The 4689-nt window shown below is 72.6% G+C and carries 8 protein-coding genes; all 8 read left to right on the forward strand.

Annotation, left to right across the window (positions count from 1 at the left end):
- The coding region (locus AC2W7G_RS09405; protein ID WP_485868202.1) for a hypothetical protein at nt 1–293 on the forward strand (293 nt) is incomplete at its 5' end.
- Complete coding sequence (gene mbhE / locus AC2W7G_RS09410) at nt 188–1318, forward strand: hydrogen gas-evolving membrane-bound hydrogenase subunit E (protein WP_485868203.1); 1131 nt, start codon at nt 188–190, stop codon at nt 1316–1318. The genes AC2W7G_RS09405 and mbhE, both read left to right, overlap by 106 nt.
- 79 nt (nt 1319–1397) lie before the next feature.
- Nucleotides 1398–1577, forward strand: coding sequence for an NADH-quinone oxidoreductase subunit K (locus AC2W7G_RS09415; RefSeq protein ID WP_485868204.1), 180 nt, complete (start codon nt 1398–1400; stop codon nt 1575–1577).
- 11 nt (nt 1578–1588) lie between these two features.
- Nucleotides 1589–1825 carry a sodium:proton antiporter gene (locus AC2W7G_RS09420; RefSeq protein ID WP_485868205.1) on the forward strand — a complete coding sequence of 79 codons (237 nt, stop codon included), beginning with the start codon at nt 1589–1591 and terminating at the stop codon, nt 1823–1825.
- Nucleotides 1822–3408, forward strand: a complete 1587-nt coding sequence (locus AC2W7G_RS09425) for a Na+/H+ antiporter subunit D (RefSeq protein ID WP_485868206.1) — start codon at nt 1822–1824, stop codon at nt 3406–3408. The genes AC2W7G_RS09420 and AC2W7G_RS09425 overlap by 4 nt, the downstream gene beginning before the upstream one ends.
- A gap of 58 nt (nt 3409–3466) precedes the next feature.
- Nucleotides 3467–3928, forward strand: coding sequence for a Na+/H+ antiporter subunit E (locus AC2W7G_RS09430; RefSeq protein ID WP_485868207.1), 462 nt, complete (start codon nt 3467–3469; stop codon nt 3926–3928).
- Entirely contained in the window at nt 3925–4191 is a 267-nt protein-coding gene (locus AC2W7G_RS09435; protein ID WP_485868208.1) for an MrpF/PhaF family protein, read from the forward strand. Before AC2W7G_RS09430 ends, AC2W7G_RS09435 begins: the two co-directional genes overlap by 4 nt.
- Nucleotides 4188–4508: a monovalent cation/H(+) antiporter subunit G gene (mnhG, locus tag AC2W7G_RS09440; RefSeq protein ID WP_485868209.1), complete on the forward strand. Its 321-nt coding sequence runs from the start codon at nt 4188–4190 to the stop codon at nt 4506–4508. The genes AC2W7G_RS09435 and mnhG overlap by 4 nt, the downstream gene beginning before the upstream one ends.
- The last annotated feature ends 181 nt before the right edge of the window (nt 4509–4689 follow it).

A 4689-nucleotide genomic window follows, 5' to 3' on the forward strand; every position in this document is an offset into this window, starting at 1 on the left:
TCGTCGCGCGGCACCCGGTGGCCGCCGCGCAGCACGCGGTCGTCGACCGCGTGCCGATGCCCGACGCCGAGCGCGCCTACCAGCTCGTGCTGCGCGGCGTCGACCGTCTGGCGATCGAGCTGACCGGTCGCAGCCAGCGTGGCTCGCTGCCCTTCTACCTCGCTCGATCCTCATCGTCCTCGCCGCCGTGCCCGGCACCGCCCTCGTGCTGGCCTGGAACCGGGTGGACGTGCGGGTCGCCGACTCCCCCGCCCAGGTCGTGGTGGCGGTCGTCATGGCCATCGCCGCCGTGATGACCGTGCGCTCGCGCCGTCGCCTGCGGGCGGTGCTGCTCGCCGGCATCACGGGCTACGGCACCGCGCTGCTGTTCGACCTGCACGGCGCCCCCGACCTGGCGCTGACGCAGGTGCTCGTCGAGACGTTCGTGCTGGTGACCTTCGTGCTCGTGCTGCGCCGCCTGCCCCAGCACTTCTCGACCCGCCCGTTCACGCTCTCGCGCTGGGTGCGGGTCGCGATCGGTGTGCTCAGCGGCGCGCTCGTCGCCGGCCTGGCCTACGTCGCGTCCGGCGCCCGGGTGGCCGACCCGATCTCCGACGGGTTCGCCAAGCCGGCCAAGGAGTACGGCGGCGGCTCGAACATCGTCAACGTGACCCTGGTCGACATCCGGGCCTGGGACACCCTCGGCGAGCTGTCGGTCCTCGTCGTGGCCGCCACGGGCATCGCCAGCCTGATCTTCCTCATCACCGACCGCGCGACGCTGCCCACGACGCAGCGTCCCGGCCACGAGTCGGCCTGGCTGCGCAACCCCAGCCTGCCGCCGGAGCGCCGCTCGATCGTCTTCGAGGTCGTCACCCGCCTGGTCTTCCACGCGGTGATCGTCTTCTCGGTCTACCTGACGCTCGTCGGGCACGAGCTGCCCGGCGGCGGCTTCGCCGGTGGCCTGGTCGCCGGCCTGGCGCTCATGCTGCGCTACCTCGCCGGCGGCCGGCGTGAGCTCGACGCCGCCGCCCCGATCGACGCGGGCGTCGTGCTCGGCGTCGGCCTCGCGCTGGCCGCCGCGTCCGGGCTGCTGCCGACGCTGCTCGGCGGCGGCGTGCTGCAGAGCGCGATCATCGACGTCCACATCCCGGTGCTCGGCACCCTGCACCTGGTGACCTCGGTCTTCTTCGACCTCGGCGTCTACCTGGTCGTCGTCGGCCTCGCGCTGGACGTGCTGCGCAGCCTCGGCGGCGGCATCGACCGCGACCTCGAGCGCGAGCGCGACGAGGACGACGCGGCTGACGCGGCCGACACCGAGAACGAGGAGGCGAGATCGTGACCGAGCGGAGCGAGGGAACCATCAGCACCGTCACGGGCACGCCTCCGTACCGTGCGCTCTTCTTCACGGAGGTGGGCCCGTGACCCCGAGCCTGACCCTCGTCCTGCTGGTCGGCGTGCTCGTCGCCTGCGGCGTGACGCTCATCCTCGAGCGCAGCCTGTCGCGCATCCTGGTCGGCTTCGTCCTGCTGGGCAACGCGGTCAACATCCTGCTGCTGCTCGTCTCCGGCCCGGCCGCGCGCCGCCCATCGTCGGGCTGAGCGACGAGAAGATGGCCGACCCGCTCCCCCAGGCGATGGCGCTGACCGCCATCGTCATCACGCTCGGCACCACCGCGTTCGGCCTGGCCCTGGCCTACCGGGCCTGGCAGCTGCGCGGCACCGACGACGTCCAGGACGACGTCGAGGACGACCTCATCCGCCGCCGGGCGGAGCGCGACGAGGTCTCCTCCACGTTCGAGGAGGCCGCCCCCGGGGCCGTGCCCGACGAGGAAGGAGCCGACCAGTGATCGACCAGGTCGTGCTGCTGCCGGTGATCATGCCGCTGCTCGGCGCCGGGCTGTGCCTCGTGCTCGGTCGCTCCGCCGCGGCCCAGCGCCTCGTCTCGGTGATCGTGCTGGCACTCGTCGTCGCCGTCGCCGGCTTCCTGCTGCACCGGGCCGACACCGTCGGCCCGCAGTCGGTGGACGTGGGCGGGTGGCCCGCGGGCATCGGCATCAGCCTGGTCGCGGACCGGCTGTCCGCCCTGCTGCTGCTCGTCTCGGCCGTGGTCACCCTCTGCGTCCTGCTGTACTCGCTGGGCCAGGGCGTGGCCGAGTACGGCCGTGCGACGCCGCTGTCGGTGTTCCACCCCACCTTCCTCGTGCTGAGCGCGGGCGTCTCGAACGCCTTCCTGTCGGCCGACCTGTTCAACCTGTTCGTCGGCTTCGAGATCCTGCTCGTGTCGTCCTACGTGCTCATCACCCTGGGCGGCACGGACGCGCGCGTGCGGGCGGGCACCATCTACATCGTCGTCAGCCTGCTGTCGTCGGTGCTGTTCCTGGTCGCCATCGCCTGCGTCTACGCCGCGTGCGGCACGGTGAACTTCGCCGAGCTCGCGCTGCGCATGCCCGACGTCTCGCTGCCGGTCCAGCACGTGCTGCAGCTGCTGCTGCTGTCGGTGTTCGCGATCAAGGCCGCGGTCTTCCCGATGTCGGCCTGGCTGCCGGACTCCTACCCGACCGCGCCGGCTCCCGTGACCGCCGTGTTCGCGGGCCTGCTCACCAAGGTCGGCGTCTACGCGATCATCCGCACGCAGACGCTGGTCTTCCCCGACTCGGGCATGAACGACCTGCTCATGTGGGCGGCCATCCTCACGATGCTCGTCGGCATCCTCGGCGCCGTCGCGCAGTCCGACATCAAGCGTCTGCTGTCGTTCACGCTGGTCAGCCACATCGGCTACATGCTGCTGGGCGTGGCCGTCGGCACCGAGCTCGGCCTGACCGGGTCGATCTTCTACGTCGCCCACCACATCACCGTGCAGACGACGCTGTTCCTGGTCGCCGGCCTCATCGAGTACCGCAGCGGCACCACCAGCCTCGACAAGCTCGGCGGGCTGGCCCGGGCCGCCCCGGTGCTCGCGGTGATGTTCTTCGTCCCGGCGATGAACCTGGCCGGCATCCCGCCGCTGTCGGGCTTCCTGGGCAAGCTCGCGCTCGTGCAGGCCACCGCGGACGTCCCGGGGTTCCTGGCCGGGCTCGCGATCGGGGTCGCCATCCTGACCAGCCTGCTGACCCTGTGGGCCGTGGCCAAGGCCTGGAACCGCGCCTTCTGGCAGCCGATGCCCGAGGAGACGGTCGACCGCGACCACACCGACTCGCTGCACGGCCACGCCCGCCCGGCCGCCGGCGACCTGCGCACGTCCGACATCGTCGAGGCGGTCCAGGACACCCGGCTGCCGCGCTCGATGGCCGTCCCGACCCTGCTCCTGGTGGCCGTCGGCCTGGCCCTGACCGTGCTCGCCGGCCCGCTGTTCTCGCTCACCGAGCGCGCCGCGGCCGAGGTCATGGACCGCAGCCCCTACGTCGAGACCGTGCTGGGGAGCGACCGATGACCGCGCGGCTGCTGTTCACCGCCGGGCTCACCGTCCTGTGGCTCATGCTCTGGGCTCGGTGACGCCGCTCGCCGTCGTGGGCGGCCTGCTCGTCTCGGTCCTGGCGATGACCGTCTTCCCGTTCCCCACGATGGCCTGGGACGTGACGTTCCGGCCCTGGGCGTTCGTCGTCCTGACCGTGCGCTTCTTCGCGGACGTCCTGCGGGCCAGCGTGCAGGTGGCCTGGCTGGCGGTGCGTCCCCGGCGCCCTCCGCGCAGCGCGATCATCGAGGTGCAGCTGGAGACGCGCTCGGAGCTGGTCATGACCCAGATCGCCGAGATGATCTCGCTCGTCCCGGGCTCGCTGCTGGTGGAGACCGACCCCGACGCCGGCGTCCTGTGGCTGCACGTGCTCGAGGGCGGCGACGAGGAGGCCGTCCGGCACGCGCACGAGGTCGCGCGGCGCCAGGAGGAGCGCGTGCTGCGCGCGTTCGCCACCGACGCCGACACGCAGGCCCACCGTCGCCAGGAGGACGCATGACCACCGTCGCCGTCGTCTGCACCGCGATCCTGGGGCTCAGCGCGCTCATCACGGTCGTCCGCATCGTCCGCGGTCCGTCCATGCTCGACCGCGCCGTCGCCACCGACACGTTCATCGCGATGGTCGCGGCCGCCATCGGCATCGAGGCCGTGGCCAACGACCGCACGCTGACCCTGCCGATCCTGGTCGCCCTCGCGCTGGTCGGCTTCCTGGGCTCGGTGGCCGTCGCGCGCTTCGCCGTCCGCTCCGAGGAGGACGCATGACCGACGTCGTCGCCGGCACGCTGCTCGTCGCCGGGTCCCTCATGTCGCTCACCGCCGCGATCGGGCTGGTGCGCTTCCCCGACGTCCTCACCCGGATGCACGCGGCCACGAAGCCGCAGACGGTCGGCCTGCTGCTGATCCTGTCGGGCATCGCCGTGCACTTCCACACCCTGACCGTCGTCGCGATGGTCGCCCTGGTCGCGGTCTTCCAGCTGGTCACGGCCCCGGTCGCCGCGCACATGGTCGCCCGCAACGCGTACCGCTCGGGCATGCACGACCCGCGCCAGCTGTCGGTCGACGAGCTCGGCGACCACTGACCCGCCCCGGCCGACCCCCAGGTTCGTGGCCTCCGGGGCCGTGCCGGCGCGGTAGCGTCCCGGGCATGCTGACGTACGCGCGTGCGCCCCCGGCCTCGAGCCGGTGCTCGAGGTCATGGCCGTACTGGTCGGCTCCGGGGCCGAGCCCGGGGGCCGCGGTCAGCGTCGTGGTCGGCGGCCG

It is taken from the genome of Aeromicrobium sp. PFPM2_SD2, from assembly GCF_057364525.1.

Excerpts from the sequence above, each read along its gene's own strand:
- AC2W7G_RS09435 (WP_485868208.1), top strand. The coding sequence starts at position 3,925 with ATGACCACCGTCGCCGTCGTCTGCACCGCGATCCTGGGGCTCAGCGCG.
- mnhG (WP_485868209.1), top strand. The coding sequence starts at position 4,188 with ATGACCGACGTCGTCGCCGGCACGCTGCTCGTCGCCGGGTCCCTCATG.
- AC2W7G_RS09420 (WP_485868205.1), top strand. The coding sequence starts at position 1,589 with ATGGCCGACCCGCTCCCCCAGGCGATGGCGCTGACCGCCATCGTCATC.